The organism is Agrococcus versicolor (assembly GCF_039531815.1).
GTDB lineage: Bacteria > Actinomycetota > Actinomycetes > Actinomycetales > Microbacteriaceae > Agrococcus > Agrococcus versicolor.
Genome location: NZ_BAAAQT010000006.1, coordinates 119,609 through 145,263 on the forward strand (window position 1 = coordinate 119,609; position 25,655 = coordinate 145,263).

23 protein-coding genes are annotated in these 25,655 nt (G+C 73.7%); 16 read left to right on the plus strand and 7 right to left on the minus strand.

Features of this window, described 5'->3' with window-relative positions:
• The first annotated feature begins 84 nt into the window (after positions 1-84).
• The 6 genes from ABD249_RS08890 (at position 85) to ABD249_RS08915 (ending at position 9,320) form a co-directional block, all read left to right on the plus strand.
• Complete coding sequence (locus ABD249_RS08890; protein ID WP_344342729.1) at positions 85-1,677, plus strand: cell division protein PerM; 1,593 nt, start codon at positions 85-87, stop codon at positions 1,675-1,677.
• A 10-nt stretch (positions 1,678-1,687) separates the two neighbouring features.
• A complete protein-coding gene (gene purN / locus ABD249_RS08895) occupies positions 1,688-2,251 on the plus strand; it encodes a phosphoribosylglycinamide formyltransferase (RefSeq protein WP_344342731.1) in 564 nt (187 codons plus the stop codon).
• Positions 2,248-3,900: a bifunctional phosphoribosylaminoimidazolecarboxamide formyltransferase/IMP cyclohydrolase gene (gene purH, locus ABD249_RS08900; RefSeq protein ID WP_344342732.1), complete on the plus strand. Its 1,653-nt coding sequence runs from the start codon at positions 2,248-2,250 to the stop codon at positions 3,898-3,900. Before purN ends, purH begins: the two co-directional genes overlap by 4 nt.
• A 315-nt stretch (positions 3,901-4,215) precedes the next feature.
• A complete protein-coding gene (locus ABD249_RS08905; RefSeq protein ID WP_344342733.1) occupies positions 4,216-5,496 on the plus strand; it encodes an LPXTG cell wall anchor domain-containing protein in 1,281 nt (426 codons plus the stop codon).
• A gap of 225 nt (positions 5,497-5,721) precedes the next feature.
• Positions 5,722-7,515 carry an ABC transporter ATP-binding protein gene (locus ABD249_RS08910; RefSeq protein ID WP_344342735.1) on the plus strand — a complete coding sequence of 598 codons (1,794 nt, stop codon included), beginning with the start codon at positions 5,722-5,724 and terminating at the stop codon, positions 7,513-7,515.
• The gene (locus ABD249_RS08915; protein WP_344342736.1) at positions 7,512-9,320 is read left to right on the plus strand and encodes an ABC transporter ATP-binding protein; all 1,809 of its coding nucleotides are present in this window, start codon (positions 7,512-7,514) and stop codon (positions 9,318-9,320) included. Before ABD249_RS08910 ends, ABD249_RS08915 begins: the two co-directional genes overlap by 4 nt.
• A gap of 72 nt (positions 9,321-9,392) precedes the next feature.
• Here the strand turns inward: ABD249_RS08915 and ABD249_RS08920 are convergent, their stop codons facing one another.
• Genes ABD249_RS08920 through ABD249_RS08930 form a run of 3 tightly spaced genes read right to left on the minus strand, consistent with a single transcriptional unit; the run spans position 9,393 to position 11,137 of the window.
• Positions 9,393-9,857: a hypothetical protein gene (locus ABD249_RS08920; RefSeq protein WP_344342738.1), complete on the minus strand. Its 465-nt coding sequence runs from the start codon at positions 9,855-9,857 to the stop codon at positions 9,393-9,395.
• Between the two features lie 42 nt (positions 9,858-9,899).
• Positions 9,900-10,220: an MGMT family protein gene (locus ABD249_RS08925; protein ID WP_344342739.1), complete on the minus strand. Its 321-nt coding sequence runs from the start codon at positions 10,218-10,220 to the stop codon at positions 9,900-9,902.
• 23 nt (positions 10,221-10,243) lie between these two features.
• A complete protein-coding gene (locus ABD249_RS08930) occupies positions 10,244-11,137 on the minus strand; it encodes a MurR/RpiR family transcriptional regulator (protein WP_344342741.1) in 894 nt (297 codons plus the stop codon).
• A gap of 139 nt (positions 11,138-11,276) precedes the next feature.
• Here ABD249_RS08930 and ABD249_RS08935 point away from each other — a divergent pair, with 139 nt between their 5' ends.
• Entirely contained in the window at positions 11,277-13,247 is a 1,971-nt protein-coding gene (locus ABD249_RS08935; RefSeq protein WP_344342742.1) for a glucose PTS transporter subunit IIA, read from the plus strand.
• Between the two features lie 53 nt (positions 13,248-13,300).
• Positions 13,301-14,215 (plus strand): N-acetylmuramic acid 6-phosphate etherase, encoded by a 915-nt coding sequence (gene murQ / locus ABD249_RS08940; protein WP_344342744.1) that lies wholly within the window; start codon positions 13,301-13,303, stop codon positions 14,213-14,215.
• A gap of 34 nt (positions 14,216-14,249) precedes the next feature.
• Here murQ and ABD249_RS08945 read toward each other — a convergent pair whose 3' ends face one another.
• From ABD249_RS08945 to ABD249_RS08955, 3 genes are all read right to left on the minus strand, one after another.
• Positions 14,250-14,930: a class I SAM-dependent methyltransferase gene (locus tag ABD249_RS08945; protein ID WP_344342745.1), complete on the minus strand. Its 681-nt coding sequence runs from the start codon at positions 14,928-14,930 to the stop codon at positions 14,250-14,252.
• Positions 14,931-14,935: 5 nt separating this feature from the next.
• Complete coding sequence (locus ABD249_RS08950) at positions 14,936-15,646, minus strand: class I SAM-dependent methyltransferase (protein ID WP_344342747.1); 711 nt, start codon at positions 15,644-15,646, stop codon at positions 14,936-14,938.
• Positions 15,647-15,945: 299 nt separating this feature from the next.
• Positions 15,946-16,848, minus strand: a complete 903-nt coding sequence (locus tag ABD249_RS08955; protein ID WP_344342748.1) for a DMT family transporter — start codon at positions 16,846-16,848, stop codon at positions 15,946-15,948.
• A 39-nt stretch (positions 16,849-16,887) separates the two neighbouring features.
• On the opposite strand from ABD249_RS08955, the gene ABD249_RS08960 reads away from it, so the two are divergent.
• Positions 16,888-17,490: a MarR family winged helix-turn-helix transcriptional regulator gene (locus tag ABD249_RS08960; protein ID WP_344342750.1), complete on the plus strand. Its 603-nt coding sequence runs from the start codon at positions 16,888-16,890 to the stop codon at positions 17,488-17,490.
• Here the strand turns inward: ABD249_RS08960 and ABD249_RS08965 are convergent.
• The gene (locus ABD249_RS08965; RefSeq protein WP_344342751.1) at positions 17,487-17,930 is read right to left on the minus strand and encodes a GNAT family N-acetyltransferase; all 444 of its coding nucleotides are present in this window, start codon (positions 17,928-17,930) and stop codon (positions 17,487-17,489) included. The genes ABD249_RS08960 and ABD249_RS08965 overlap by 4 nt on opposite strands.
• Before the next feature lie 154 nt (positions 17,931-18,084).
• Between ABD249_RS08965 and ABD249_RS08970 the strand changes: the two genes are divergently transcribed.
• The 7 genes from ABD249_RS08970 (at position 18,085) to nagB (ending at position 25,623) form a co-directional block, all read left to right on the plus strand.
• Complete coding sequence (locus ABD249_RS08970) at positions 18,085-19,248, plus strand: ROK family transcriptional regulator (RefSeq protein WP_344342752.1); 1,164 nt, start codon at positions 18,085-18,087, stop codon at positions 19,246-19,248.
• A 53-nt stretch (positions 19,249-19,301) separates the two neighbouring features.
• Positions 19,302-20,567, plus strand: coding sequence for an extracellular solute-binding protein (locus ABD249_RS08975; RefSeq protein WP_344342754.1), 1,266 nt, complete (start codon positions 19,302-19,304; stop codon positions 20,565-20,567).
• A gap of 146 nt (positions 20,568-20,713) precedes the next feature.
• Positions 20,714-21,691, plus strand: a complete 978-nt coding sequence (locus ABD249_RS08980) for a carbohydrate ABC transporter permease (protein WP_344342755.1) — start codon at positions 20,714-20,716, stop codon at positions 21,689-21,691.
• A complete protein-coding gene (locus ABD249_RS08985; protein ID WP_344342757.1) occupies positions 21,688-22,539 on the plus strand; it encodes a carbohydrate ABC transporter permease in 852 nt (283 codons plus the stop codon). Before ABD249_RS08980 ends, ABD249_RS08985 begins: the two co-directional genes overlap by 4 nt.
• Positions 22,536-23,948: a glycoside hydrolase family 3 protein gene (locus ABD249_RS08990; protein ID WP_344342758.1), complete on the plus strand. Its 1,413-nt coding sequence runs from the start codon at positions 22,536-22,538 to the stop codon at positions 23,946-23,948. The genes ABD249_RS08985 and ABD249_RS08990 overlap by 4 nt, the downstream gene beginning before the upstream one ends.
• Complete coding sequence (locus ABD249_RS08995) at positions 23,930-24,853, plus strand: ROK family protein (RefSeq protein WP_344342760.1); 924 nt, start codon at positions 23,930-23,932, stop codon at positions 24,851-24,853. The genes ABD249_RS08990 and ABD249_RS08995 overlap by 19 nt, the downstream gene beginning before the upstream one ends.
• A complete protein-coding gene (gene nagB, locus ABD249_RS09000; protein WP_344342761.1) occupies positions 24,841-25,623 on the plus strand; it encodes a glucosamine-6-phosphate deaminase in 783 nt (260 codons plus the stop codon). Before ABD249_RS08995 ends, nagB begins: the two co-directional genes overlap by 13 nt.
• The last annotated feature ends 32 nt before the right edge of the window (positions 25,624-25,655 follow it).

Genomic DNA, 25,655 nt, shown 5'->3' on the forward strand with positions numbered 1-25,655 from the left:
CGCATCCCAACCTATCGCGGGCGCCGTCCGGCGTCGGCGGTGAGGCGGCCGGATCGCGCCTGCGAGCGCCACTAGGCTCGCCGCGTGCGTCGCCTCTCGTCCTTCCTGCTGCAGGCAGTCGAGTCGGCGAGCATCGCGCTCGCGACGCTGCTGACGACGCTCGTGCCCGCGTTCGTGGCCTTCGCGGTCGGCGGCCTCGCGGGCGACGGCGCCGTGCCGTGGCGCGTCGCGGTCGACGTGTGGCTCCTCGGCCACGGCGCCGACCTCGGCATCACGCTCGGCGACGCCGCGGTCGCGGCGGTGGGCACCGACGCGGCATCCGCGCCCTTCGTCGTCGGCATCGGGGCGTGGGGCATCGGCCTCCTCACCGTCCTCCTCGCGGCGCGCAGCGGCATGCGTCTCGCCCGCACGCCCGCACCCGCGTGGGGCCTCGTGGGCGGCGTGCTCGCGACCGCCGCGGTGGGAGCGGGGCTCGCGCTGTCCGCCCAGCACCCCGCGGCCGCGCCGAACGTCGTGCACGCCGCCGTCGGGCCGGCGCTGTGCATGCTCGTCGGGCTCGCGATCGGCGCGCTCTGGGAGTCCCGCGACGTCGTGGGCTCCGCGGCGTCGTGGATGGCGATCGACCGCGGCGCCGTGCCGCTCGTCGCCGCCTCGCTGCGGGCCGGACTCGCGGCGGCGACGGCCTTCGTCGGCCTCGGCGCGGTGCTGCTCGCCGTGACGCTCATCGCGCGCCAGGCCGACGTCATCCTGCTGTTCGAGGCGCTGCAGCCCGATCACCTCGGCGTCGTCGTGGTGTGGCTCGTGCAGCTCGCGCTGCTGCCGACGGCGATCGTCTGGTCGACGGCGTGGATGCTCGGCCCGGGCTTCGCGATCGGCGCGGGCTCGAGCGTGTCGCCGCTCGGCACCGACCTCGGCCCCGTGCCGACGCTGCCGCTGCTCGGCGCCGTCGTGCCGGGCGTGCAGCCGTGGTCGCTCGTGATCGTCGTCGCCCCGCTCGTCGCCGCGATCGCCGTCGGCGCCGTGGTGCGGCAGCGTGCGACGCTGCGCCGGTGGTGGGAGTCGGTCGCGGTCGCGCTCGGCGGCGGCATCGTCGCGGGCCTCGTGCTCGCGGGTCTCGCGGCCATCGCCTCGGGCGGCATCGGCCCCGGCAGGCTCGACGAGGCGGGGCCGACGTGGTGGCTCATGGGCGCGATCGGCGCCGGCATCGCCGCCGTCGGTCTCGCGGTCGGCCTGCTCGCCGGGCCCCGGGAGGCGGACGCGCTCGACGACGACCGTGACGGCCGGGACGAGGACGAGGACGGCGACGTGGTCGACGACGCGTCGCTCGACGTCGCCGCGCTCGCCGCCGCCGCACGCGCGCGGGGCGAGCAGGCGACCGGGCGCGTGCCGACGCTCGCCGACGAGCGCGAGGCGGCGACGCCCGTCGTGCCGCTCGACGCGGATGCCCAGGAGACCGCTCCCGTCGACCCGATCGAGCGGGATGCGCAGGAGACGGCATCCGTCTCGCCAGCCGACCGGGATGCGCAGGAGACCGCACCCGTCGCGCCACTCGAGCGGGATGCGCAGGAGACGGCACCCGTCGATCCCATCGGCGAGGACGCACCGTCGACCACGGATGCCGACCGCGACGTGGACCGGAGCGACGACGCCGCCGACGACGCGCCCGGCCGCCGCTAGGCTGACGATCGTGCTGCGTCTGGTCGTCCTCGTGTCCGGCGGCGGCAGCAACCTCGCCGACCTCCTCGAGCGCACGCGCGACGGTCGCGTCCCCGCGACGATCGTCGCCGTCGGCGCCGACCAGGAGTGCGGCGGCATCGAGCTCGCGAAGGCCGCGGGCATCGCGACGTTCGTCGAGCCCTTCGCGCATCCGCGCGCCGACTGGAGCGACCGCCTCGTCGCGCGCGTGCTCGAGCACGAGCCGCAGCTCACAGTGCTCTCCGGCTTCATGCGGCTGCTGTCGGCCGAGGCCGTCGATCGCCTGAGCCCGAACCTCGTGAACACCCACCCGGCCTACCTGCCCGAGTTCCCCGGCGCCCATGCGGTGCGCGACGCGATCGCCGCCGGCGCCACGCAGTCGGGCGCATCCGTCATCGTGGTCGACGCCGGCGTCGACACCGGTCCCGTCCTCGCGCAGGTGCGCGTGCCCATCCACCCCGACGACGACGAGGCGAGCCTCCACGACCGCATCAAGGTCGTGGAGCGAGACCTCCTCGCCGACGTCGTCACGAACTGGAACGAGGAGACCGAGTGAGCGGTCCGACCCACGACGAGAGCCTGTACCGAGCGCGGGACGTGGTGCCCATCCGGCGCGCGCTGCTGTCGGTGAGCGACAAGACCGGCATCCTCGAGCTCGCCGCGGCGCTGCACGAGGCGGGCGTCGAGATCGTCTCGACGGGCTCGACCGCGAAGGGCATCGCCGCATCCGGCGTGCCCGTCACCGAGGTGGCGGCCGTCACGGGCTTCCAGGAGGCGCTCGACGGCCGCGTGAAGACGCTGCACCCCGCCATCCACGCCGGGCTGCTCGCCGACCTCCGCCTCGAGCACCACGAGCAGCAGCTCGCCGACCTCGGCATCGCGCCGTTCGAGCTCGTCGTCGTGAACCTCTACCCGTTCGTCGACACCGTGCGCTCGGGCGCGACGGGCGACGCCGTCGTCGAGCAGATCGACATCGGCGGCCCCGCGATGGTGCGCGCGAGCGCGAAGAACTTCGCGAACGTCGCCATCGTGACCGACCCGCGCGCGTACGACCTCGTCGCCCGCGCGCTGCCCGCCGGACTGTCGCTCGCGCAGCGGCGCGCGCTCGCCGCCGACGCCTTCGCGCACACGGCGTCGTACGACACGGCCGTCGCCCGTTGGTTCGCGACGGGATCGGTCGAGGAGCCCGTCGCCGCGCCCGCTGTCGACGCGAGCACCCCCGCAAGGCCCGCCCGCACCGACGGCGCGAGCGGCCTGCTCGCGGCGATCGGCGCCGCGACGCTCGCGAGCCCGCTGCGGTACGGCGAGAACGCGCACCAGCAGGCCGGCCTCTTCACGCTGCCCTCGGGCCGCGGCATCGCGCAGGCGACGCTGCTGCACGGCAAGGAGATGTCGTTCAACAACTACGTCGACGCCGACGCAGCGCTGCGGGCCGCCTACGACCACGACGGCCCGGCCGTCGCCGTCGTGAAGCACGCCCAGCCGTGCGGCGTCGCGCTCGCGGCAGCGGGTGCCGCCGACCCGATCGCGTCCGCGCACGAGCGCGCGCACGCGTGCGACCCGGTGTCGGCGTTCGGCGGCGTCATCGCCGCGAACCGCACGGTGACCGCCGCGATGGCCGCGACCGTCGCCGGGATCTTCACCGAGGTCGTCGTCGCACCGGGCTTCGCGCCCGAGGCGATCGAGATCCTCTCGCGCAAGCCGTCGATCCGCCTCCTGCGACTCCCGGAGGGATTCGCGCGCGAGGGCAGCGAGCTGCGACAGGTCTCCGGCGGCCTGCTCGTGCAGCAGCCCGACACGTTCGACGGCTTCTCGAGCCACACGTGGCGACGCGTCACGGGGTCGCACGTGGACGACGCCACGCTCGCCGACCTCGAGTTCGCGTGGCGTGCGGTGCGCGCCGTGAAGTCGAACGCCATCCTGCTCGCCGCCGACCGTGCCTCGGTGGGCGTCGGCATGGGGCAGGTGAACCGCGTCGACTCGTGCGTGCTCGCCGTCTCGCGCGCCGGCGATCGCGCGCGCGGCTCCGTCGCGGCATCGGATGCGTTCTTCCCGTTCGCCGACGGCCCGCAGATCCTCATCGACGCGGGCGTGCGCGCCATCGTGCAGCCCGGCGGCTCGAAGCGCGACGACGAGGTCGTCGCGGCCGCCGAGGCGGCCGGCGTCACCATGTACCTGACGGGGGAGCGGCACTTCTTCCACTGACCTCGAGCGTCACGACGCCCCGCACCCGCCTCGGTGGGTCGCGGGGCGTCGTCGTGCGCGGAGGGCGCGAAGGGCGCGAACGGCGCGGAGGGCGCGGAGGGCGCCGCGAGCGATCCACGCACCTGGGGGACGTCGTACCCCATGGAATCCGCAGGATCCGACCGGCGATAGCGACGGTCTCAGCAGTCCGGTACCCCATCCGCGACGTCTCGTTCGCCCTGGGTGGACGGGCTTCCTAGCCTTCTCGACGGCCCTCGCGATCTGCGTTCCGCGTGGGGGCCACCTCCCACCATCTCGACGAATCCGGTGTACTCAGTGCTGAACCACTCCCTGTCCCATCGGCCCCGGGCGCTCGCGCTCGCGGCCATGATGCTGCTCACGGCGCTCCTCGGCGCGCTGCTCGTGACCATGTCCGCACAGCCGGCCCAGGCGCACACGCCGGCCGCGCAGGCGTCGTGCGGCACCCTCGCCGTGTCGGCGACGTCCTATTCGGGCAGCGCCGCCAACCACGTGACGGTCGTCATCGACGGCGAGACCGTCGTCGACGAGGACTTCGGCCAGGCGTTCGAGCGCACCCTCACGTGGTCGCAGTCGTTCGACCACGACTGGAGCGTCACGATCGACCAGGGCGACGGCGACCAGTTCGACTTCGAGCAGTCCGGCACGCAGGTCGCCTGCCAGCCCGCGCCGCCCACGACCGTGACGGCCGTGCCCACGTTCCAGGACGTCTGCGGCCCCGAGTACCAGCTCACCGTCCCCGCCGACGGCGAGGGCTACCGCTTCTCGACCGACACCTCCGACCTCGTCGGCGGCTCGGGCGAGATCGTCGTCACCGGCACGCTGCAGCGCGGCTACGTCTGGGACGACGGCACCACCGGGGTGCGGACCTTCCGCTTCGACGCGACGAGCGAGCCCTGCACGACCACGGTCGACATCCCCGCCGCCGCGAGCGGCCAGGACGTCTGCGGCCCCGACTACGGCGTGACCGCGCCGCAGGACACCGACGCGTACGTCACGACGATCGACCGCAGCGGCGTCGTCGACGGCGCAGGCACGGTCGTCGTCACGACGACCCTGAACGCCGGGTACGTGTGGAGCGACGGCACGACCGAGCCGCGCACGTGGTCGGTCACCGTCACGAACGAGCCGTGCGACACCCCCGTCGCCGGCATCGCGTCCGCGGGCATCGTCGTGACGCCGCCGACGTGCGACGCACCCGGCACCGCGACGACCGGCGAGACCGAGCGCGCCTCGTGGACCGTCACCGACGTGCCCGCCGCCGGCGGCACGGCGACGTTCGTCGCCACGGCCGAGGAGGGTGCAGCCTTCGAGGCCGGCCTGCCCGGCGTCTCCGCCGACCTCGTCACGCGCACCTTCACGGTCGACGTGCCGGCTGCCGACGCCGGGCTCTGCTCGATCGCGCCGCCGCCCGTGCAGCCGCCGACCCAGGTGACGCCGCCCGTGACGCCGCCGCAGTCGAGCGCTCCGACGCTGCCCAGGACGGGCTTCGACGTCTCGTCGATCCTCGTGCTCGGTGCGCTGCTCGCCATGGCCGGCACGGCGCTCGTCGTCCGCCGCGTGCGCGCCGACGCCTGATCGCCGCATCCTGAGGTCGGGCCCCGCGCCCACCTCGTCGAGAGGCCCCGCATCCCGCCGGATGCGGGGCCTCCTCGCGCTTGCGGGTCGACACGGGCAGCGCATAGCCTGGAGGGCTCCGGCAGGCGTCCGCGCCAGCCGAGCACGAGGCACCATCACCGCCTCGCACTCCCTCCGCACCGCCTTCTCCCACGCGCGCCACGAGCGCGGCCCCGAGGAACCCTCATGTCGTCCCAGCCCCCCGCGGCCGCCAGGCCACGCATCATCCCGTCGCTCGCGCGGCTCATGCCGTACGTGCGGCCGTACCTGCCGCGACTGCTCGCGGGTGCGGGCACCGCGCTCGTCGGCTCGCTGCTCGCGCTGTCGATCCCGCTCGTGCTGCGCGCGCTCGTCGACGGACCGCTCACGGGACGCGACCCGGCTGCCGTCTGGCCGGCCGCGATCGCCGTGCTCGCGCTCGGGCTCGCCGAGGCCATCTGCATCTTCCTGCGCCGCATGTTCGTGCTGCAGCCCTCGACGTTCGTCGAGGCGTCGATGCGACGCGACCTCTACGCGCGCCTGCAGCAGCTGCCCGTCGCCTTCCACGACCGCTGGCAGTCGGGGCAGCTGCTCTCGCGTGCAGTGCAGGACCTCGGCCAGCTGCGCCGCTTCCTCGCGTTCGGCTCGGTGCTGTTCGTCGTCAACCTGCTGACGCTCGTCGTCGGCGTCGCCGTGCTGCTGTGGTGGAGCCCCGTGCTCGGCGGGCTCTTCCTGCTGCTGTCGCTGCCCATCGTCGTCATCGCGTTCCGGTTCGAGCAGACGTACCACAAGGTCTCCCGGCGGGCGCAGGACCAGGCGGGCGACCTCGCGACGACCGTCGAGCAGTCGGTGCACGGCATCCGCGTGCTCAAGGCCTTCGGTCGCGGGCCGCACGCGCTCGAGGGCTTCACGTCGCAGGCGAGCGCCCTGCGCAGCACCGAGATCGCGAAGGCGCGGCAGGATGCGTCGCTGTGGATGTGGCTGACGATCATCCCGTTCGTCTCCTACGCCGTGTGCCTCTTCGTCGGCGTGTGGCTCGTCACGATCGACCAGCTCACCGTCGGCCAGCTGCTCGCGTTCTTCGCGACGGCCGTCGTGCTCAACTGGCCCCTCGAGTCGATGGGCTTCCTCTACGCGTTCGCGATCGACGCCGCCAACGCGTCGGTGCGCTTCCACGAGGTCATCGACACCGAGAACACGATCGACGACCCCGAGTCGCCCGCGTCGATCGACGAGCCGCGCGGACGACTGACGTTCGAGGGCGTGCACTTCCGCTACCAGGACGCGCCGGATGGCGAGCGCGACCTCGTCGACGGCGCCGACCTCGTGCTCGAGCCCGGCGAGACCATGGCGCTCGTCGGCTCGACCGGCAGCGGCAAGACGACCCTCACGGCGCTGCCCGCGCGCCTCTACGACGTCACGGGCGGCCGGGTGCTGCTCGACGGCGTCGACGTGCGCGACCTCACCCGCGAGGAGCTGCGCACCCACGTCGCGATGGCGTTCGAGGATGCGACGCTCTTCTCGCGCACCGTGCGCGACAACGTGCTGCTCGGCGTCCCCGACGCCGACGAGGACGTGCTCGACGAGGCGCTGCGCATCGCGCAGGCCGGCTTCGTGCACGACCTGCCCGACGGGCTCGACACCGTGATCGGCGAGGAGGGCATGTCGCTCTCGGGCGGTCAGCGTCAGCGCCTCGCGCTCGCGCGCGCCGTCGCTGCCCGGCCAGCCGTGCTCGTGCTCGACGACCCGCTGTCGGCGCTCGACGTCGACACCGAGGCGCAGGTCGAGGCCGCGCTCCGGCAGGTGCTGGCCGAGACGACGGCCCTCATCGTCGCCCACCGCCCGTCGACCGTGCAGCTCGCGGATCGCGTCGCCCTCATGCGCGAGGGCCGCATCGACGACGTCGGCACCCATTCCGAGCTGCTCGCGCGCAACGAGCACTACCGATTCGTGCTCTCGAGCCTCGAAGAGGCCGAGCGCGACCGAGAGGTGAACCTGTGAGCGTCCATGGCGTGACCGGCGAGGACCGCGACGACTACACGAAGGGCGAGTCGCGCGAGATCCGCTTGCGCTCGCGCAGGCTGCTGCTGCAGATCGTGCGGCCGCACCGTGCGCGCATCGCCTGGACGATGCTGCTCGTCGTCGTCTCGGCCGGCGCGGGCGTCGTCGGGCCGGCGATCATCGCCTACGGCATCGACACCGCGCTGCCGGCGATCCTCGACGGCCAGGACTGGATGCCGCTGTGGGTCGCGACGATCGGCTACGTCGTCTCGGCCGTCGTCGCCGGCGTGCTCATGTACGCCTACACGGTGTCGTCGGCGCGCATCAGCCAGGCCGTGCTGTTCTCGCTGCGTCGGAGGCTCTTCGACCACACGCAGCGCCTGAGCCTCGAGTTCCACGAGCAGTACACGTCGGGTCGCATCATCGCGCGCCAGACGAGCGACCTCGAGTCGATCCGCGACCTGCTCGACCAGGGGCTCAACGAGCTCGTGCGCGGCATCCTCTTCATGGCGTTCACGGGCGTCGCGATGGTGCTGCTCGACCCCATCTCGGGCCTCGTGCTCGCGATCGCGCTCGTGCCGGCCATCCTGCTCACGCGCTGGTTCCAGCAGCGCGCGACGGTGCTGTTCCGCGAGACGCGCTCGACGAGCGCGCGCATGATCGTCTACTTCGTCGAGACCATGACGGGCATCCGCGCCGTGAAGGCGTTCCGCACGGAGGCGCGCAACGACGACGAGTTCGGCGATCGCGTCGAGGACTACCGGCTGGCGAACCACCGCGTCATCTCGATCTTCGGGATCTACGAGCCCGGCATCGTCGCGATCGGCGCGATCAGCATCGCCACGATCGTGCTGCTCGGCGGCATCCGCGTCATCGAGGGCGACCTCGCGATCGGCGTGCTGCTCGCGACGGCGCTCTACGCGCGGCAGTTCTTCCAGCCCATCCAGGGCGTCGCGATGTTCTTCAACGGCTACCAGTCGGCGTCAGCGGCGCTCGAGAAGATCTCGGGCGTGCTCGAGGAGGAGCCGACGGTGCCCGAGCCGACGCAGCCGCAGCGCCTCGAGGCGTCGCGCGGTCGCATCGACTTCGACGAGGTGCGCTTCGCGTACGCGACGGGCGCCGACGTGCTGCCCTCGCTCGACCTCCACATCCCGGCTGGGCAGACCGTGGCGCTCGTCGGCACGACCGGTGCCGGCAAGTCGACGCTCGCGAAGCTCGTGTCGCGCTTCTACGACCCCACCGAGGGCGCTGTGCGGCTCGATGGCATCGACATGCGCGACCTCGCGAACGAGGACCTGCGCCGCGCGGTCGTCATGGTGACGCAGGAGGCGTACCTGTTCTCGGGCACGGTCGCCGAGAACATCGCGCTCGGCAGGCCGCAGGCGAGCCGCGAGGAGATCGAGGGCGCGGCGCGCGCCGTGGGTGCGCACGCGTTCATCGCAGCGCTGCCGGACGGCTACGACACCGACGTGAACAAGCGCGGCGGCCGCGTGTCGTCCGGCCAGCGGCAGCTGCTGTCGTTCGCCCGCGCGTTCCTCGCCGACCCGGCCGTGCTCATCCTCGACGAGGCCACGGCGAGCCTCGACATCCCGAGCGAGCGGCTCGTGCAGCAGGCGCTGCAGACGCTGCTCGCCGACCGCACCGCGATCATCATCGCCCACCGGCTCTCGACGGTGTCGATCGCCGATCGGGTGCTCGTCATGGAGCACGGCCGCGTCATCGAGGACGGCTCGCCCGCCGAGCTCATCGCCGCCGGCGGCAAGTTCGCCGGCCTGCACCGTGCGTGGCGGGAGTCGCTCGTCTGATCGACGGGTGCCGGGTGCCGCCGCGCGCGGCGGCACCCGCCTCGGTCGTCGGAGCCGGTCACCGGTCGCGCGTCACCGGGCCGAGAACGCCAGCCCGATGACGAGCGACGCGAGGACGCCCACGAGGGTCGATGCGCCGATGCCGACCGCGGCGGCCGCGAGGATGCGGCCGCGGTCGCGCACGAGGAGGCCCGCGACGCCCAGGCCGATCGCGGCGAGCGCGAGGATGACGTGGATCGCGGTGAAGAGCCCGTTGATCCCGGCGATCGAGGCCGTGCCGCCCGAGAGGACCGCGAGGTTGAAGGTCAGGTGCTGCGCCGGGCCCGAGAGCGTGAGCACGGCGGCGACGAGGATCGCGGCGATGCCGAGCACGTTGGCGCGGCGGCGAGGTCGGCCCGATGCGTCCGGCTGCTGCGCGAGCCCCGGATGCGCCCCGGCGGGCTGGGGCTGCCATCCGCCCGCCTGCGCGGCCGGCTGCGGCTGCGACCATCCCGCCTGTCCGGGCGGCGGCGGCTGCGGGGGCGGGGGCTGCGACATGCAGCGATCATCCGCCCTCTCGCTGCATGCGCGCCGTGCGGATCAGTCAGGCAGCCAGCGCGCGCGACGCTCGATGCGGAACGGGGCGTCGGCGCCCGCGGCGGTCGCGGCGAGCGGCGTGCCCTCCTCCTCGTAGCGGGGGAGCGCGCGGTCGTGGAGCCCGGCCGGCGGCAGGCCGCTCGCGCGCACGACGCGCCACCACGGCAGCCCCTCGGAGTCGGTCGCCATGATGCGGCCGACCCGGCGTGCCGCGCGCGAGCCGAGGCATGCCGCGACCTCGCCGTACGCCATGACCCGGCCGGGCGGGATGCTCGCGACGAGTTCGTGGACGGCCTCGGCGAAGGCGTCCTGGTCGTCGGTCACGCGCCCAGGATACGGCGGAGCGCTCAGGCGTCGGGCAGCGTGCGGTCCACGGCGGCGTGCGTGCGGCGCAGGGCGTCGGCGGCGCCGTCGGCGTCGAGCTGCACGACGCCGATGTAGAGGCAGTCGCCGATCATGAGCTGCGCGATGCGGCTGCCGAGCGCGCCCGAGCGCAGCGGCGTCGACTCGCGCGCAGCGGTGCGCAGCACGACGTCGGCGGCATGCGCGAGCGGCGAGTCGGCGTGGTTCGTGATCGCGATGGTCGTCGCGCCGGAGGCGCGGGCGAGCCGCAGGAACCGCACGGTCTCGTCCGTCGCTCCCGAGTGCGACACCGCGATCGCGACGGAGGCGGCGTCGAGCACCGCGGCGGCGGTCCACGCCGCGTGCGGCTCGGGCCACTCGAGCGCGACGCGACCGATGCGCGAGAGCTTCCGCTGCAGGTCGACGGCGACGATGCCGCTCGCACCGACGCCGAAGAGGTCGACGCGGCGTGCGCTCGCGATGGCGGCGACGGCGGCGGTGAGGGCGTCGACGTCGATCGTCGCGGCGGTGTCGGCGATCGAGAGCGACTCGTTCGCCGCGACCTTCGCGACGATGTCGTCCATGCCGTCGCCGGGGGAGACGTCGGGGCTCGTGACGTCGACGGCGGCGAGGGCGAGGCGCTGCCGCAGGTTCTGCTCGGTGAGGTCGCGCCGCAGGTCGCGGAAGCGCTCGTAGCCGACGGTGCGCGTGAAGCGCACGACCGTCGTCGTCGACGTGCTCGCACGCTCGGCGATCTCGCCGATCGAGCGGGTCGCGAAGGTCTCGGGGTCGGCGAGGAGGGCATCGGCGATGCGGCGCTCGGAGGGCCGCAGGTCGTCGTAGCGGGCGCGCGCCTCGGTGAGCACGGACCGGGTCGTGCTGCGCTGCTGGTTCGGCATGGTGTCCCTCTCGCCGGTCGTCACCGTATCGGCGGCGGACCACCTCGGCGTGCGCGGCTGGATCGTGTACGCAATGTACATGAAACACGTTTGATGTGTACTGTCTGTACCGACACTCCCATCGACGCGAGGATCCCCCATGGCCGCACCCGACCAGATCGCCGCCGAGCTGCTCCAGCACCTCGGCGGCGCCGACAACGTCGTCGGCGTCGAGCACTGCATGACGCGCATGCGCATCGCGCCGCGCGACCGCGACCGCATCGACGAGGCCGCGATCCGCGCGACCGACGGCGTGCTCGGCATCGTCGACGACGACACGTTCCAGATCGTCCTCGGCCCCGGCGCCGTCACGCGCATCACCGCCGCCTTCCGCACGCGCCTCGCCGAGGCGGGCGGCGCGACGGGATCGGATGCGGAGGCGCTCGCCTCGCGCGGGGCCGACATCAAGGCGTCCCAGAAGCGGCGCAACGACACCCCGTTCAAGAACCTCATCCGCAAGGTCGCGAACATCTTCGTGCCGCTCATCCCGGCGCTCATCGGTGCGGGCATCGTCGCCGCCGTGCGCGGGCTCATCGTGAACTGGGATGCCGTCGGCGCCGCCCCCGAGTGGGTCGCGGGCCTCATCCCCGCCCTCACGGCGATCGGCTCGGCGTTCTTCGCCTACCTCGCGATCTTCGCCGGCATCAACGCCGCGAAGGAGTTCGGCGGCACGCCCGCGATCGGCGGCGCCGTCGCGGCGATCATCGTCTTCCCCGGCATCGCCGACGTCACCTACTCCCTCCCCGTCGTGGGCGAGATCACCCTCGCGCCCGGGCAGGGCGGCGTCATCGGCGCGATCTTCGCCGCCGTGCTCGCGTCGTGGATCGAGCGAGGGCTGCGCGGCCGCGTGCCCGACGCCATCGACATCCTCGTGACGCCGACGCTCGCGCTGCTCGGCTCGGGCCTCGCGACGATCTTCGCCTTCATGCCGCTCGCCGGCGCGATCGCCACGGGCATCGGCTCGGGCGCGGTGTGGCTCCTGCAGGTGTCGGGCGTGCTCGCGGGCCTCGTGCTCGGCGGCCTGTTCCTGCCGCTCGTCATGCTCGGCCTGCACCAGGCGCTCATCCCCATCCACGCGACGCTCATCGAGCAGCTGGGCTTCACGCCGCTGCTCACGATCCTCGCGATGGCGGGCGCGGGCCAGGTCGGTGCCGCGATCGCGATCTGGATCCGCCTGCGCCGCAACGCCTCGCTGCGTCGCGCGATCAAGGGTGCGCTGCCGGTCGGCGTGCTCGGCGTCGGCGAGCCGCTCATCTACGCCGTGACGCTGCCGCTCGGCCGCCCCTTCCTCACCGCGTGCCTCGGCGGTGCGGTCGGCGGTGCGGTCGCCGGTGCGTTCAACCAGTTCGTCGCCCCCTGGGGTGCGACGGCGATCGGGCCGTCGGGCCTCGCGCTGCTGCCGCTGCTGCAGAGCGACGCGGGCCAGGGCTACGCCCTGCTCGCCTACGTCGTCGGTCTGCTCGCCGGCTACGTCGCGGGCTTCGCCATCACGATGCTCTTCGGCTTCCCGAAGGCGCTGCTCGCCGAGCACGGTGGGCTGGACGCCGACGACGACGCCGAGGCGGCCGTCGACGGCGCCATCGCGCCGACGGCGGCGACGCCCGGCACGCGCATCGCGGTCGCCGCACCCGCCGAGGGACGCATCATCGGCCTCGACGACGTGCCCGACGCCGCCTTCTCGCAGCGCGCGCTCGGCGACGGCTTCGCGGTCGATCCCACGAGCGGGCGCTTCGTCAGCCCCGTCGCGGGCACGCTCACCGCGATCTTCCCCACGGGCCACGCGTTCGGCGTCACGACGCCGGACGGGCTCGAGCTGCTCGTGCACATCGGGCTCGGCACCGTCGCGCTCGAGGGGGAGGGGTTCACGGTGCTGCGTGCCGAGGGCGACGTGGTCGAGGCGGGCGACGCGATCGTCGAGGTCGACCTCGACGCCGTGCGCGGGCGCGTCCCCTCGCTCGTCTCGCCCGTCGTCGTGCTGAACGGCGACGCGTGGCCCATCGTCGACCGCGGCGGCGACGCGCCCATCACGGTCGCGGCGGCTGCTCCCGCGACGACGGCGAGCGACGCATGAGCCTCGCCGCCCACGCAGCAGCGCAGCCCACCGACGACCGCCGAGGAGGCGCCGTGACCGACGACATCCAGACCATCGCCGCCCTCGGCACCGAGGGGCGCAATCCGCGCTCGGTCGACCTCGACACGCTCGACACCGCGAGCCTCCTCGCCCTCATGAACGACGAGGACGCCACGGTCGCGGGCGCGGTGCGAGCGGTGCTGCCGCAGATCGCGGAGGCCGTCGAGCGCATCGCCACCGCTCGTCGCCGCGGTGGCAGGCTCGTGTACCTCGGCGCGGGCACGAGCGGCAGGCTCGGCCTGCTCGACGCCGTCGAGTGCCCGCCGACGTTCGGCACCGACCCGTCCGAGGTGCTCGGCCTCATGGCGGGCGGCCGCGACGCCTTCGTCGTCGCCGTCGAAGGGGCCGAGGACGATCCCGAGCGCGGCGCGGCCGACGTCGCGGGCATCGACGTCGGCGCGGACGACGTCGTCGTCGGCCTCGCGGCGAGCGGCCGCACGCCCTACGTGCTCGGCGGCCTCGCGGAGGCCCGCACGCGCGGCGCGGCGACGGTCGCGGTGGCCTGCAATGTCGGGTCGCGCGTGGGGGCGGCTGCCGACGTCGCGATCGAGGTCGCGACGGGCCCCGAGGTGCTGACGGGATCGACGCGCCTCAAGGCGGGCACGGCGCAGAAGCTCGTGTGCAACATGCTGTCGACGGCGAGCATGGTCCGCACGGGCAAGGTCTACGGCAACCTCATGGTCGACGTCCGACCGACGAACGCGAAGCTCGTCGACCGGGCGCAGCGCATCGTCGCGGAGGCCACGGGTGCCGAGCCCGCGATCGCCGCCGACGCGCTCGCGGCCGCGGGCACGCACGCGAAGGTCGCCGTCGTCATGCTGCTGGCCGACTGCGACCCCGAGCGTGCACGCGCGCTGCTCGACGCGAGCGGCGGCGACGTGCGCACCGCCCTCGCGACGACCGCCTGACCGGGCGCGCGCCGAGACCGGTCGTGCTCGTGCGTCAGCGAGCACTCACGATGAGGTACCGCTCGTCATCGATGAGCCTGCCCCAGTACGCCGGGTCGTCCAGCGGTCGCAGGTCGACGACGTCGCGCAGGTCGCCGACGAGCCGAGAGCACTCTGCAGCGGTCAGGCCGGCCCCGGTGCTCCATCGGCCCTCGACCAGGATCAGCACGCCGCCGGGCGCGAGCAGCTCGATCCAGCGGCGCAGTGCAGCGGATGGATCGGGCATCGCCCACAGGACGTGTCGAGAGAGCACGGCGTCGAACATTGCCGTCGGCAGGGGCGGGTCAGCGGCGTCCGCCACCGTGAAGATCGGCTGCGGGAGCACCTGCACGGACTTCGCTCGCGCTCGTCGCACCATCTCAGGGGAGAGATCGACCCCATGCACGAGGTGTCGGCCCTCGGTGGCGAGCAGCGCCGACAGCGTCCCCGTCCCGCAGCCCAGGTCGGCGACGCGTCGTCCATGTCCACCGAGGAGCGGAAGCAGCAGATCCGTCCACGCGCGGCGAACAGCGGGATCTCGAAGGCCATGATCCGGAGCATCGTCGAAGGTCACGGCTTCTCGGTCCCACAGTGCCTGCATCTCATCCGTCACCCGGCCGATCCTTCCAGGCATGTCGGCGTCCTGCTCGGCGTTCCGGCAGACCTGGTCGTGGTGCCCGATCGACAGGACGAGCACGGGGACTACGTCGCGGGCTTCTCCGCCACGAGGAACAGGAAGCAGAGGAAGGCGCTGCGGTCGCCGCTCGCGATATGGGGCGGAAGCAGCTCGCCCGGCGTCTCCGTGGATGGTGGGGGCTCGTCCAGCACGCGAAGACGGAGGTCGGCATCGAGGATCGCGCCAACGATCTCGCGCAGCGGACGATGCCAGAAGGTCAGCGTCGTGGTGCGACCGTCGAGATCGACCTCCTCGCCGTACTCGCGTGTCGCGAAGTAGTCCTCGGTCGGTTCGTTGAACTGCCGCACGAACGGATGGTTGATGCTCGCGATCAGCCGCCCGCCGGGCTTGAGGACGCGGCGGATCTCCGCGAGCGGCGCATCCCAGTCCTCGAGGTAGTGCAGGACGAGCGACGCGACGACGTCGTCGAAGGCTTCGTCCTCGAAGGGGAGCGGTCGACTGAGGTCCTGGACGGTGAGCGGCACGGCAGGCCCGAGCCTGCGGCGTGCGAGCTCGATCATCGCGGGGCTGCTGTCGAAGCCTGTGACCTCCGCGCCGCGTGCGATCAGCTCGGCTGCGAGCGGTCCGGAGCCGCATCCTGCGTCGAGGACCCGCCGGCCGCTCACGTCTCCGAGCAGACGGAGGACGGCTGGCCGCTCGTAGTGGGCATTGAGCAGGTTGCCGGCGTTCTCCCGGTCGTACTGGACCGCGAAGTCATCGTAGTCAGCGGCGCCCATCCGTCTCCTTCGTCGGTCGGTCGCGGATCAGGATCCCACGGCGAGTCTGGGCGTGGCAGCAAGGGTTGATCGCGCCATCGCAACTGGCGTCCATCCACCCCGGCGTTCGTCGGGATGCATGACGCGAGCGGCGGCGACGTGCGCACCGCGCTCGCGATGACCGCCTCACCGGGGCCGGCCGCGCCCCTCGGGGAAGTGCGTTTCGCAGGCGATCGCGGGGGTGCGAGGGGAATGCTCCTTCCGACCCCGCGATCGCCTGCGAGACGCGAACGGTCGAGGGGTGCGCCGCGACGGGCGGGTCAGGTGGAGGCGGGGGCGGAGGCCGGGCTGGGCGGCGACGAGCGCTGCGCGCGAGGCCGAGCGCGCGTCGCGCCGATCGCGACGGCGACCATGACGAGCGCGATGCCGACGCACTGGAGGGGCGAGAGCCGCTCGCCGCCGATCGCGACGCCGAGCAGCACCCCGGTCGCGGGGTTGAGGAGGCCGACGATGCCCACGGCGCCCGCGGGCAGGTGCTGGATGCCCGCGAACCAGCACACGAAGGCCAGGGCGGTGGCGACGAGCGCGACGTACGCGTAGGCGGCGACGCCCACGGCGTCGACGCTCGGGGGTGCACCCTCGACGAGCACGGCGCACGGCACGAGGACGAGCGCGCCTGCGGCGAGCTGCCATGCCGTGAGGCGCAGCGCGGGGGTGCCGTCGTGCCAGCGCTTGGCGAGCACCGAGCCGAGCGACCACATGCCGAGCGCCGCGACGCTCGCGAGCACGCCGCGGACGTCGACGGGTCCCGCGGCGGTCGTGACGACGAGCAGCACGCCGACGATGCCGACGACGGCGCCCAGCACGAGCCGCGGCGTCGGCCGCTCGCGGGCGATCGGCCATGCGAGCGCCATGAGCACGACGGGGCTCGCGGCCATGACGGAGGCGGCGATGCTCGAGGGCAGCAGGGTCGCGGCGACATACACGAGCAGGAAGAACGCGCCGACGTTGAGCACGCCCAGCACGACGGAGCGCCACCACCAGGCCCCGGTGGGGAGCCTGCGCACGAGGAGCAGGAGCACGATGGCTGCGGGGAGCGCCCGCAGGGCGGCACCCCAGATGGGCGCGTCGGCGGGCAGCGCCTGATGCGTCACGACGTACATCGATCCCCACGAGACGGGCGCGATGGCCGTCACGAGCATCCATCGCCAGTTCGCTTCCATGGAAGGCAAACTATCTGACGCGGAAGGTAGTCTGCAAGCATGACCGATGACATGCGCCAGCGCGCGAGCACCGACGCCATGCCCGACGCAGCCGGCCCCGCGCCCGACGCGACCGACGCCATGCCCGACGCGACCGAGGACGCGCGGGATGCCGTCGACGCGATCGTCGCCCAGTGGCGCGTCGTGCGCCCCGACCTCGACTCGAGCCCCGTCGAGGTCGTCGGGCGCATGCACCGCGTCGGCGACCGTCTGCGCGAGCGCCTGATCGCGCGCTACCGCGACTTCGGCCTCGGCGAGGGCGAGTTCGACGTGCTCGCGACGCTGCGCCGCGCCGACGGCCCGCTGCAGCCCGGCGAGCTCGCCGCGCAGACGATGGTGACGACCGGTGGCATGACGAAGCGCCTCGACCGGCTCGTCGCCGCGGGGCTCGTGACGCGCGAGGCGGGTGCGAGCGACGGTCGCACGCGCGCCGTCGTGCTCACGCGCGAGGGGAGGGCGCGCATCGACGAGGCGTACGCGGCGCACCTGGCCGACGAGCGCGCGCTGCTGGCACCGCTCGACGATGCGGACCGGGCAGCGCTCGCGGCGATCCTGCGGCGATGGAGCGTCGCCCTCGACGAGGGCGACGTCGCCACGTCCTAGAGGACGCGGCGGCCGATCTGGTCGCCGAACTCGGTCTCGCCGACGACCTCGAAGCCGATGGCGGTGAAGAAGGGCGCGGGACCGAGCTCGCCCGGCTCCCAGACGGCGTAGAGGCTGTCGAAGCCGCGACGCTTGCCCTCGTCGGCGACCTGCTGCACCGCGAAGGTGCCGACGCCCTGACCCTGCGCCGTCGCCGCGACGTGCATGCGCAGCACGCTGCAGCGGTACTCGTCCTTGCCGGCCTCGGGGTCGAAGTTGGCCATGATGTAGGCCACGAGCTCGTCGTCGGAGTACACGACGCGCGTCCACGTCGAGGACTGATCGACGTAGGCCTCGTTCGAGACGGGCACGAGGAAGGCCTCCTGGCCTCGCTTGAGCGTGAGCCCGTTCGCAGCCACGGCCGTCTTCGCGTTGAGCTCCTCGAGCCGCAGGTCGTCCATGGCACTCACGGTAGCCGACGACGAGGGTGGCGTGCATCAGCCTGCGGGATGAGTCATCCGGCGTCGTGCGGCGACGCCCGGGTGACGGGCTCGTGACCTGATCGTGACCGGCCGGATCTTGCGCGATGTTTGTATGGAAGGTGTACTAACAAACATGGCACCCACGCAGGTCCGCTCCGACGCCGCCGTCGCCCTGCCGCGCGACGCGTTCGCGAGCGGCGGCCCGCGACGCCACAAGGTGCTGCCCGAGCATGCACGGGCCCACAACCGCACCCTCGTGCTGCAGACGCTGCTCGACGCCGGCCCGTCGTCGCGCGCCGATCTCGCCCGCGCGACGTCCCTCACCCGCGTCACGGTCTCGGACCTCGTCGCCGAGCTCGTCGCGGAGGGGCTCCTCGTCGAGCTCGGCACCCGCGAGGGCGTGCGGCCCGGCAAGCCCGCGACGCTCGTCGACCTCGCACGCGACGCCTTCCAGATCGTCGGCCTCGACCTCTCCGACGCCGTCGCCTTCCGCGGCGCCCTGCTCGCGATCGACGGCACGGTGCTCGACCGCGCCGAGGTGCCCACGGGCGGCCGCACGGGGGAGCGGGCCGTGCGCCTGGTGCTCGAGCTGGCCCGCACCCTCCGCGACCGCGCCGGCGCACCCATCCTCGGCGTCGGCGTCGGCACCCCGGGCGTCGTCGACGTCGACGGCGTCGTGCGGCAGGCGCCCAACCTCGGCTGGCACGGGCTCGCACTGCGCGAGCGCCTCGTCGCCGAGCTCGGCGTGCCCGTCCACGTCGCGAACGACGCCAACGCGGCGCTGCTCGCCGAGCGCGGCCGCTCGGACGCCGACGTGCTCGTCGTGCGCATCGGCCTCGGCGTCGGCGCCGGCCTCGCCGTCGGCGGCGTGCCCGTGCGCGGCACCCGCTCGGCCGCTGGCGAGATCGGCCACGTCACGATCGGCACCGACGGCGGTCCGCGCTGCGCGTGCGGTCGCGACGGCTGCCTCGAGGCATGGCTCGCCGAGCCGCGCCTGCGTCACGCGCTCGCCGTCGCCGACCCTGCCGACCACGACCGCATCCTCGAGGAGGCCGGCCACCGGCTCGGCATCGCGCTCGCCCCCATCGTCGGCGTCCTCGACCTGCCGCGCGTCGTCGTCTCCGGCCCCGCCGACCTCGTCGACGGCCCCCTCGCGCGCGCCGCCGAGCGCACGCTGCGCGAGCGCACCCTCGACGACGGCCAGGACGTCGTCGTCGCCATGACCAGCCACGGCGACGACGTCGTCCTGCGCGGAGCCGCGATCCTCGTGCGCTCCGGAGAGCTCGGGGTCGCGTGACCCTCGAGAGCCGACGGCTCCACGCCGCCGGCCGCCCTAGGAAAGGAACACGCATGAGGAAGATCGCACTCGCGAGCCTCGCCGCGGTCGGCGTGCTCGCCGCGGCCGGCTGCAGCGCAGGCGGCGGCGACGCTGCGGACGACGAGGGCGCGGAGCTCCGCGTCTGGCTCGTCGGCACCGACACCCCCGACGAGGCCAGGGACCTGCTCGTCTCGCAGTTCGAGGAGGACCACCCCGGCTCGACGATCGTCATCGAGGAGCAGTCGTGGGACGGCCTCGTCGACCGGCTGACCACGGCCTTGTCCGGATCCGACAGCCCCGACATCGTCGAGATCGGCAACACCCAGACGCCCGCCTTCACGAGCGCCGGCGCCTTCCTCGACCTCACCGACCACTACGAGGACCTCGGCGGCGACGACCTGCTGCCCGGCTTCGTCGAGATCGGCTCGTACGAGGACGCCTTCTACGCGGCGCCGCTCTACTCGGGCGCGCGCGTCGTCTACTACGACACGGCCGCCTACGAGGCAGCGGGGCTCTCGGTGCCGACGACGCTCGACGAGTACGTGTCGAACGCCGCGGCGCTCGCCGCCGCGAACCCCGGCGCATCCGGCATCTGGTGGCCCGGGCAGGACTGGTACAACGGGCTGCCCTTCGTCTGGGAGCACGGCGGCGAGATCGCGGTGCCCGACGGCGACGCGTGGGACGCCCAGCTCTCGAGCGAGGAGTCGGTCGCGGGGCTCGAGCAGGCGCAGCAGGCGATGTCGGAGGCGTCGCTCGCACCCGTCGACGCCAACGAGACGAACCCGCAGGTCGGGTTCTGCGACGGCACGAGCCTGCAGATCTCGGCGCCGAGCTGGGTGCGCGGATCGATCCTCGCGCCCGCCGACGCCGAGACGCCCGGCTGCCCCGAGGTCGAGCCGACGCTCGGCGTGTACGCGATGCCCGGCATGGACGGCGGGGCGGCCTCCGTGTTCGCCGGCGGCTCGAACATCGCGATCTCGGCGCAGACGCAGCACCCCGAGCTGGCGCTCGACGCGCTCGCGATCATCCTGGGCGACGAGTTCCAGACGATCTACGGCACGAACGGCCTCGTGCCCGCGCGCGTCTCGCTCGCCGACACCCTCGGCACCGACGAGGCCGCGCAGGCCTCGACCGAGGCCGCGGCGAGCGCACGCCTCACCCCGGCGTCGCCCGACTGGGCCGACGTCGAGGCCGCCGGCATCATGCAGGACCTCTTCGTGAGCATCGCGCAGGGCGGCGACGTGCAGGCCCTCGCCGAGCAGGCGGACGAGGACATCGAGGCCATCCTCAACGGCTGACCGCTCCAGGGGGTCGCGACGCTCGTCGCGGCCTCCGCGGAGGCGACCTCGCGTCGCCGACGCACGATGCGGTCGGTGCGGCACTGCCCGCCGCGCCGACCGCATCCGGCCCTAGGAAGGCCGACTCGATCCTAGGAGGACCATCCATGGTGCAGACCCAGGTGCCGACCGCCGCGAGCCCCGCGGCCACGGCCGTCGCCGCGCCGCCCGACCGACGCGTCGGCGCACGCGATCGACGTCGAGCGAGCGTGCTGCCGTACGCGCTGCTCGCCCCCGCGACGATCGTCGTGCTCGCCATCATCGGCTGGCCGCTCCTGCAGCTCGTCATCCTCTCCTTCCAGGAGTTCGGACGCGCGCAGGTGTTCGGGAGGCCGGCCGAGTGGGTCGGCCTCGACAACTACGCGCGCGTGCTCGCCGACCCGGTGTTCTGGGAGGTGCTCGGCCGCACCGCCGGGTTCGCGGCCGTGTGCGTCGCGATCACGATGGTCGTCGGCACGCTCGTCGCCCTCCTCCTGCAGCGCCTGCCGGCGCCCTTCCGCATCCTGCTGAGCGTCGGCCTGCTGCTCGCGTGGTCGATGCCGGCGCTCACCACCACGATCGTGTGGGGCTGGATGTTCGACACCGAGTACGGCGTCGTCAACCAGGTGCTGCGCGACGGCCTCGGCCTCGCGCAGTTCGACCGCCACTCGTGGCTCATCGACCCCATGTCGTTCCTCGGCGTCGCGGTCGTCATCATCGTCTGGGGTGCCATCCCCTTCGTCGCGTTCACGGTCTTCGCCGGCCTCACCCAGGTGCCCGGCGAGCAGCTCGAGGCCGCGGCGCTCGACGGCGCGGGCCCCGTGCAGCGCTTCCTCGCGATCGTGCTGCCGCAGGTCGCGCCGATCCTCGTCATCGCGACGATCCTGCAGATCATCTGGGACCTGCGCGTCTTCACGCAGATCTTCGCCCTGCAGGACATCGGCGGCATCCGCGCCGAGACGTCGACGCTCGGCGTGTACATCTACCAGACGGCCATCGCCGGCGGGGAGTTCGGCGAGGGCGGCGCGCTCGCGATCATCACGATGCTCGTCATCTCCGTCGCGTCCATCGCGCTCGTGCGCCGCATGCTGCGGAGCGACGCATGATCGGCTCGCGCTCGTACCGCGGCATGACGGTGCTGTGGTGCGCCGTCGCCGTCGTCATCTTCGTCTGCTCCGTCTTCCCCGTGTACTGGATGGTGAAGACGTCGCTGCAGCCCAACAGCGAGGTGCGCACGCCCGAGCTGCAGCTGTGGCCGGAGACGCTCACGCTGCGCAACTACGAGACCGTGCTGCTCGATCCGGGCCGCACGCCGTTCCTGCCCGCGCTCGGCACGTCGCTCGTCGTGACGCTGTCGACCGTGCTCATCGCGGCCGTGCTCGCGTTCCTCGCCGCCGTCGCGATCTCGCGCTTCCGCTTCCGCAGCCGCACGGGCTTCATCGTCGCGATCCTCGTGATCCAGATGCTGCCGCTCGAGGCCATGATGGTGTCGCTGTACCGGGTGCTCGACGGCTGGCAGCTGCTCAACACCATCCTCGCGCTCGTGCTCGTCTACGCCGCGACGGTGCTGCCGTTCACGATCTGGACGCTGCGCGGCTTCGTCGACGGCGTGCCCATCGAGCTCGAGGAGGCGGCGATGATCGACGGCTGCTCGCGCCTGGGCGCCTTCTTCCGCGTCACCTTCCCGCTGCTGGCACCGGGCCTCATCGCGACGGGCGTCTTCGCGTTCATCCAGGCGTGGAACGAGTTCCTCGTCGCCCTCGTCGTGAACACGCGACCCGACCTCATGACGCTGCCGGTCTGGCTGCGCACCTTCCTCGCGCTCAACGGCACGACGAACTGGGCGGCCATCATGGCCGGCTCGACGCTCATGGCCGTGCCCGTCGTCGTCTTCTTCCTGCTCGTGCAGGGGCGGATGGCGAGCGGCCTCGTGAGCGGGGCGGTGAAGGGATGAGCGCGCTGCTGCACGACGTGCGCGCGACGCTCATGCCCGGGTTCGCCGGCACGACCATGCCCGCATGGGTGCGCGAGCGACTCGCGGGCGGCCTCGCCTCCGTATGCCTCTACGGCGAGAACGCGCCGGACGCCGCGACGGTGCGCGCGCTCGCGGACGCCGTGCGGGCCGTGCGGGCGGATGCGATCGTCGCGATCGACGAGGAGGGCGGCGACGTCACGCGCATCCACTACGCCTCCGGCTCGCCCCATCCGGGGCCGGCCGTGCTCGGACGGGCCGACGACGTCGCGTGGACGCGAGCGGTGGGGGAGCGCGTCGGGCGCGACGTGCGCGCCGCCGGCTGCACCCTGACCTTCGGCCCCGTCGCCGACGTCAACGTCGACCCCCGAAACCCCGTCATCGGCGTGCGTTCGTTCGGGGCCGACGCCGCGGCGGTCGCACGGCACGTCGCCGCCTGGACCGAGGGCGTGCAGGCGACGGGCGTCGCCACGAGCGCCAAGCACTTCCCGGGTCATGGCGACACCGCCGTCGACTCGCACCTCGGCCTGCCGATCGTGCACGCCGACCGCACGACGCTCGACGCACGCGAGCTCGCCCCCTTCCGGGCGGCGATCGCGGCGGGCGCCACGAGCATCATGACGTCGCACATCGTGCTGCCCGCGCTCGACGACGTGCCGGCGACGCTCTCGGCCCGCATCCTGCAGGGGCTGCTGCGCGGCGAGCTCGGCTTCGACGGCGTCATCGTGTCGGACGCGCTCGACATGACGGGCGCCTCGGGCGAGACGGGGATCCCGGAGGCGGCCGTGCGCGCGCTCGCCGCCGGCTGCGACCTCCTGTGCCTCGGCACCGCGACGGGGCCGGAGGGCATGGACGCGATCGAGACGGCCGTGCTCGCCGCCGTCGCCGACGGCCGGCTGCCCGAGGCGCGCGTGCGCGACGCCGCCCGTCGCGTGCACGCGCTCGCGGCAGCCTCGCCCGCGCCCCTGCCGGCCGGCGACCTCGGCGTCGAGCCCGCGGACCTCGAGCGCATCGCGAGCACCTTCTCGGTCTCGGATGCCGCACGCGGGTGGCTCGCGCGCGTGCCGGGCGCGGAGCGGACGCGCCGCGTGGTGCGGATCGAGCGCGCTGCGAACATCGCCGCGGGCGCGGTGCCATGGGATCCGTTCGACGGCAGCGTCGTCGTCGAGCCCGGCGCGACGCCGACGCTCGCGCCGGGACCCGTCCTGGTCATCGGCAAGGACCTCGAGCGCGGCGCCGACTCGCGCGCGACGATCGACGCGCTCCGCGCCCGCCACGACGTGCTCGCCGTCGACCTCGGATGGTCGACGGGCGAGGTCGCGGACGTCGCCACCTTCGGCGCGAGCCGGGCGGTGGGCACCGCGCTGCGCCGATGGATCGAGCGCCCGTGATGCGGCTCGGCATCGACGTGGGCGGCACGAAGACCGCCGCCGTGCTGCTCGACCGCAGGGGCGACGTCGTCGGCCAGCACCAGGTCGCCACCGAGCACGGCGAGGCCGTCGTCGACTCGGTGCTCGCCGCCGCGAGCGTCGTGCTGCGCGCCGCGGACGTGCGCGTCGACGCCCTCGACGGCGTCGGCCTGGGCGTGCCGGGGCAGGTCTCGTCCGACCGATCGAGCATCCGCAACGCCGTGCACCTCGGCCTCGGCGCCTTCGACGTCGGCGCCGCGGTCGGTGCACGCCTCGGCGCCCACGTGCTCGTCGAGAACGACGTCAAGGCGGCCGTGCTCGGCGCGCGGCACCTGCTGCGCGCCGACGCGTCGGCGTCGTTCGCCTACCTGGGCCTCGGCACGGGCATCGCGGCGGGCGTCGTGCTCGACGGCGCCGTGTGGCGCGGATCGAGCGGCGTGGCCGGCGAGATCGGCCACGTGCCGGTGCCCGGCGCGACGGGAACGTGCCGCTGCGGGCAGGTCGGCTGCCTCGAGACCGTCGCGGCGGGCTGGGCGCTCGCCGAGCGGTGGGGCGAGCCGTGGCCCGCCGCGCGGATGCTCGCGGCAGCGTCGGCGGGCGACGCTGCGGCGGCCGCGCAGTGGCAGGGGGTCGTCGACGCCCTCGCCCACGGCATCCGCATGCTCACGCTCACGGTCGACGCGCGCACCGTCGCGATCGGCGGCGGCCTGCGAGGCCTCGGCGCACCGCTGCTCGACGGCATCCGCGCACGCCTCGCCGCATGGGCGGCCGCGTCGCCCTTCCTCGACGCGTTGGCGATACCGTCGAGGGTGCACATGGTCCCAGCAGGCAGCCAGCCGGCCGCCGTCGGGGCCGCGATCCTGGGGAGCAGCGCGTGGAAGTCGTGATCGTGGCAGGACCGGTCGAGGTCGGAGCCTTCGCAGCGGGTCGGATCGCCGAGGTGGTGTCGGCGAAGCCGGAGGCCGTGCTCGGCGTCGCGACCGGATCGAGCCCGCTCGAGACCTACCGTGCGCTCGCCGCACGCCGCGACGCGGGCCTCGACCTGACGCGGGTCTCGGCGTTCGCGCTCGACGAGTACGTGGGCATCGCCCACGACCACCCCGAGTCATACCACGCCGTCGTGCACCGCGAGGTGGTCGAGCCGCTGGGGCTCGACGCATCCCGCGTGCGCGTGCCCGACGGGCTCGCCGACGACCTCGACGCAGCCTGCGAGGACTACGAGGCGCAGATCGCCGCGGCCGGCGGCGTCGACCTGCAGCTGCTCGGCATCGGCGCGAACGGGCACATCGGCTTCAACGAGCCCACGTCGTCCCTCTCGTCGCGGACGCGCGTCAAGACGCTCGCGCCCCGCACGCGCGAGGACAACGCCCGCTTCTTCGACAGCCCGGACGACGTGCCCATGCACTGCCTCACCCAGGGGCTCGGCACGATCCTCGACGCCCGTCGGGCGCTGCTCGTGGCGCAGGGCGCATCGAAGGCCGCGGCGGTCGCCGCGATCGTCGAGGGACCCGTGTCCTCGATGTGGCCCGGCTCCGTGCTGCAGCTGCACCGTCACGCGACGCTCGTCATCGACGAGGCGGCGGCGTCCGAGCTGCGGCTCGCCGAGTACTACCGGTACACGGTCGAGCACCGCGGCACCGTGCAGCCCGGCGCCTGACGCGAACGCCTCGGCGGATCCCGCGTCGGGAT

Coding starts and splice junctions, on each gene's coding strand:
- ABD249_RS08910 (WP_344342735.1), top strand. CDS start 5,722: ATGTCGTCCCAGCCCCCCGCGGCCGCCAGGCCACGCATCATCCCGTCG.
- ABD249_RS08920 (WP_344342738.1), bottom strand. CDS start 9,857: ATGTCGCAGCCCCCGCCCCCGCAGCCGCCGCCGCCCGGACAGGCGGGA.
- ABD249_RS08930 (WP_344342741.1), bottom strand. CDS start 11,137: ATGCCGAACCAGCAGCGCAGCACGACCCGGTCCGTGCTCACCGAGGCG.
- ABD249_RS08935 (WP_344342742.1), top strand. CDS start 11,277: ATGGCCGCACCCGACCAGATCGCCGCCGAGCTGCTCCAGCACCTCGGC.
- ABD249_RS08950 (WP_344342747.1), bottom strand. CDS start 15,646: ATGGGCGCCGCTGACTACGATGACTTCGCGGTCCAGTACGACCGGGAG.
- ABD249_RS08955 (WP_344342748.1), bottom strand. CDS start 16,848: ATGGAAGCGAACTGGCGATGGATGCTCGTGACGGCCATCGCGCCCGTC.
- ABD249_RS08960 (WP_344342750.1), top strand. CDS start 16,888: ATGACCGATGACATGCGCCAGCGCGCGAGCACCGACGCCATGCCCGAC.
- ABD249_RS08965 (WP_344342751.1), bottom strand. CDS start 17,930: ATGGACGACCTGCGGCTCGAGGAGCTCAACGCGAAGACGGCCGTGGCT.
- ABD249_RS08970 (WP_344342752.1), top strand. CDS start 18,085: ATGGCACCCACGCAGGTCCGCTCCGACGCCGCCGTCGCCCTGCCGCGC.
- ABD249_RS08975 (WP_344342754.1), top strand. CDS start 19,302: ATGAGGAAGATCGCACTCGCGAGCCTCGCCGCGGTCGGCGTGCTCGCC.
- ABD249_RS08980 (WP_344342755.1), top strand. CDS start 20,714: ATGGTGCAGACCCAGGTGCCGACCGCCGCGAGCCCCGCGGCCACGGCC.
- ABD249_RS08985 (WP_344342757.1), top strand. CDS start 21,688: ATGATCGGCTCGCGCTCGTACCGCGGCATGACGGTGCTGTGGTGCGCC.
- ABD249_RS08990 (WP_344342758.1), top strand. CDS start 22,536: ATGAGCGCGCTGCTGCACGACGTGCGCGCGACGCTCATGCCCGGGTTC.
- ABD249_RS08995 (WP_344342760.1), top strand. CDS start 23,930: ATGGATCGAGCGCCCGTGATGCGGCTCGGCATCGACGTGGGCGGCACG.